This window comes from Novosphingobium sp. 1529 (assembly GCF_040544855.1).
GTDB lineage: Bacteria > Pseudomonadota > Alphaproteobacteria > Sphingomonadales > Sphingomonadaceae > Novosphingobium > Novosphingobium capsulatum.
This window is the reverse complement of the sequence record NZ_JBEPKW010000034.1, coordinates 1-3,068: the sequence shown is the minus strand read 5'-3', so window position 1 is coordinate 3,068 and position 3,068 is coordinate 1. Positions and strand designations below refer to the sequence as shown.

The window sequence follows — 3,068 nt, the reverse complement described above, 5'->3', positions numbered from 1 at the left end:
GTCAATCAGCCCTCAGCGCCATCCGCGATCTCGTCGACGGCAAATTCGCCGTCGCCTGACCACGCCGCCATAAGCCAACACGGTGAGCAGTTACCCAGGCGGGGCTAACCTCTTCTTCCGGCTCGTAAACACCCGCTATGAAAAGGGCGCAATGATCTGAACCTCCAACCGCGGCTTCGCCGAGAGGGGCGAAGTCTTCGGTGACCGTCTTGGCCACCGCGCTACTGGAACGATTGCTTCACCATGCCGTCGTCGTTCAGATCGAAGGCGCAAGTTAACGATTGCGGCAACATGCTGATCTGATCCCCGAGCATACACGCGTCCAAGCCAATCTCACCCCACCGCCCGCCCCGAGGCGCCGAGGCAGGCCGCCTAAAAATGGAGCTGTCGATCATCTCAATGGCGGATTACCAAATCCGCGCTGGGGATTTTTGCACCAGCACTTCTGAGGAATATTCGATCAGCATTTACTCTAGGCTCAGGGATCTGTAATTTCTGGGCGAAGGTGGGTTGTGCGTAGATGTTTTTAGATGGCAATGGCGACCGTCAGCGAACTGTGTGTGCAAATATTAAAGTATTGTCAATTTTATGATGATAATTAGATTTTTTGTAATTATATTGAAAACTTAATGTAGTTATATATTAAATTATGGCTCTGAAATTCAAGCCGACGACTGTCCCTTGTACGGCAATGGAAATAATCTCCATAGAAAGCGTATATTTTAGGCGATCGTCACGTTTAATTCCGTGTTTATATGCTGAGTAGTGTATCAATCCTGCGAGAGATTTCATTGCAATGATTTTACCTACTGAAGGATGATTTCCGAAAAGAGGGTTTTTTTCTTGGCATCCAGACTTTTGCATGCATCCAATAGTTTGTATTGCGTCAAGAAAATTAAGTGTTTGATATATTATTTCTAAAGATCTTAAATTTTTACGCATAGTTTTGTAATTCTGTTCTTTTTTTTGATCAATATATGGTTCATCCACTTTGCTATCTTCAGGAAGATCAATGGATCGCGGCACGAGAGATGCATCTGATGCATCTTTTTTGCCTTCAACAAGATCGAATTTTATGTTAGAGATATTATCTATATTATGAGAATATGTAAATTGTTGGCAAAATCCGCTGGGTGCATTGAAAATTCCGATATTCAAAATGATGAATATGCATGAAATTCGAACGTTATTTTTCATACCCATGACGATTTCCAGGATTTATAGAAATAAAATAGAATCAGGAATTCGTTACGTTACACGTGGGCATGGGAATGGAAATTTTTGTTGAATCTATATTGGACGATAATATGTTCGAATTTGGATGGGACATTTGCCTAAAAATTTTTGTCGTTTGAAATCAATTTTATAAGATTCATTCGGATTTTATGTTGATCATGATTGGATGAATCATGAACGATTTTGGGCATTGTTGAAAATTTGCCCCGACTGAAGGTCACGAGTGGCAGCTGCTGGAGTTGTGTCCCTGCCGCGGCGCAACGTCCGAAACAGCTGGCGACAGGAAAGTCTCGTTTCATTGGTCTTTCGGGAAGGCTCGAGTAACTGCTCAGGTGGTTGGCAAAAAGGGCTTGCGCGGCCTGGCCGGCGATGATTCAAACTGCCCATGGCACCGCCCTCGCTTCATGTCCTGACCGAAGCTGAGAAGAACGATCTGCTGCTTGCGCAGTACGAGACGATTGAGCGGATGGCCGGGCGGATTTCGGAACTCGAGGCGCTGGTGGGCAAGCCGCGCAAGACCTCGAAGAATTCGCACATCCCGCCCTCGAAGGATGATTTCGGCAAGGGTAGAGGCAGAAGTGGCAAGGCCAAGGGGGGCAGCGCCCATCGCGCGAAGGCAGTCAGGGGCGAGGTGTGCCTTACCAAACCCGTGTTAACCGTCATCTCGCGCAAAGTCGCTAGGCCAGACCTCCTTGGAATATTCCATTCCAATGCATCTATTCTGGCGAAAAATAAGCATGTTTCCCATTCGGGGAGATTAATCGCTATCAGATTTTCGGTAATAAATTTTCAGAAACTGTATCAAAATCAGACATTTCGTGGATTACGTACAATTCCTTATCGGTGATATCCAAAATGAATGTTTAAAGGGAGACATAGGAGGCGCTAATGAAGATTTCAGCAAAGTTGGCCCTGGCCGCAGTGATGTTAGTTATCTGCTCCCCTGTCACGGCAGATGCGCAGCAGATTTCCTCGTATGATTCCGCCACGAAGAAAATCGAAAAGCCTGTGAAAAATTCAGAAAAAGATATATATAAAGAATTGGTAACACCTGAAAAATCGCGTAATAAATCGTCCGATGTTGGCTCAAAGAAAAGTCTTTTTGGCCTAGTTTCACTGATATTAGTGAGTATAATATAATTATATAATTTCATTTTATTTATTGAATTTTCAACGTTCGGCGTTGGTCGCATGGATGTGGTCGGGAGTTTGAGCGATCAAGGGGCCTTGTAGAGTGATAAACCTTTATGGTCCGCCCGAACAACAAGCAAAAGCTGGTAGCCGCTGCCCGATGGTTTGTGCGGCCATGTGATCGTGGGCAATCGGCGAGCTGGCCGCTGCGCTGGTTTTTGCCGAGTTGCGCGGCCGTGTTTGGAGAGTCTTGTTTGAGGTTTGCTTAGACAACCTTCCGGTGCCACAGGATCATGTCCCACGGCGTGGTGTAGGTTATTGGACCCATCGCTGATTTCGGCATCAGTTTGAGCCGGTCATGCTCCAGGTACAGCCGAGAGCACGAGAATGGGATTGTCGCTGACCGGCGCCATGGTTTAGCTGCGCTGGCCTATGGCTCAAGCGACATGTACCGCCCATTCGTCAGACTGCTCCATGAGGATGGCACCGACCAGGCGGGTGATCCTGGCCTCGTTCGGGAAGATGCCGACGACCTTGGTGTCTAATCTCGCCGTTCAGCCGCTCGATGGGATTTGTGCTAGGCAACTTGGCCCGATGCTCCTTAGGAAGTAACTGCTCACCGTGTTGGCTTATGGCGGCGTGGTCAGGCGACGGCGAATTTGCCGTCGACGAGATCGCGGATGGCGCTGAGGGCTGATTGA

2 protein-coding genes and 2 pseudogenes are annotated in these 3,068 nt (G+C 47.5%); 2 read left to right on the top strand and 2 right to left on the bottom strand.

Annotation, left to right across the window (positions count from 1 at the left end):
- Positions 1-642: 642 nt before the first annotated feature.
- Positions 643-1,203, bottom strand: coding sequence for a hypothetical protein (locus tag ABIC78_RS21475; protein WP_354491963.1), 561 nt, complete (start codon positions 1,201-1,203; stop codon positions 643-645).
- Between the two features lie 418 nt (positions 1,204-1,621).
- On the opposite strand from ABIC78_RS21475, the pseudogene ABIC78_RS21470 reads away from it, so the two are divergent.
- Positions 1,622-1,854: pseudogene (locus tag ABIC78_RS21470) on the top strand (IS66 family transposase); the annotation flags it as partial.
- A 270-nt stretch (positions 1,855-2,124) separates the two neighbouring features.
- Complete coding sequence (locus tag ABIC78_RS21465) at positions 2,125-2,376, top strand: hypothetical protein (protein WP_171799729.1); 252 nt, start codon at positions 2,125-2,127, stop codon at positions 2,374-2,376.
- Between the two features lie 440 nt (positions 2,377-2,816).
- On the opposite strand, the pseudogene ABIC78_RS21525 reads toward ABIC78_RS21465, so the two are convergent.
- Positions 2,817-2,973 (bottom strand): annotated as a pseudogene (locus ABIC78_RS21525) (transposase); the annotation flags it as partial.
- Between the last annotated feature and the right edge of the window lie 95 nt (positions 2,974-3,068).

What these genes read in the sequence shown, in the direction of transcription:
- ABIC78_RS21475 (WP_354491963.1), bottom strand. Translation starts at nt 1,203, where the DNA reads ATGGGTATGAAAAATAACGTTCGAATTTCATGCATATTCATCATTTTG.
- ABIC78_RS21465 (WP_171799729.1), top strand. Translation starts at nt 2,125, where the DNA reads ATGAAGATTTCAGCAAAGTTGGCCCTGGCCGCAGTGATGTTAGTTATC.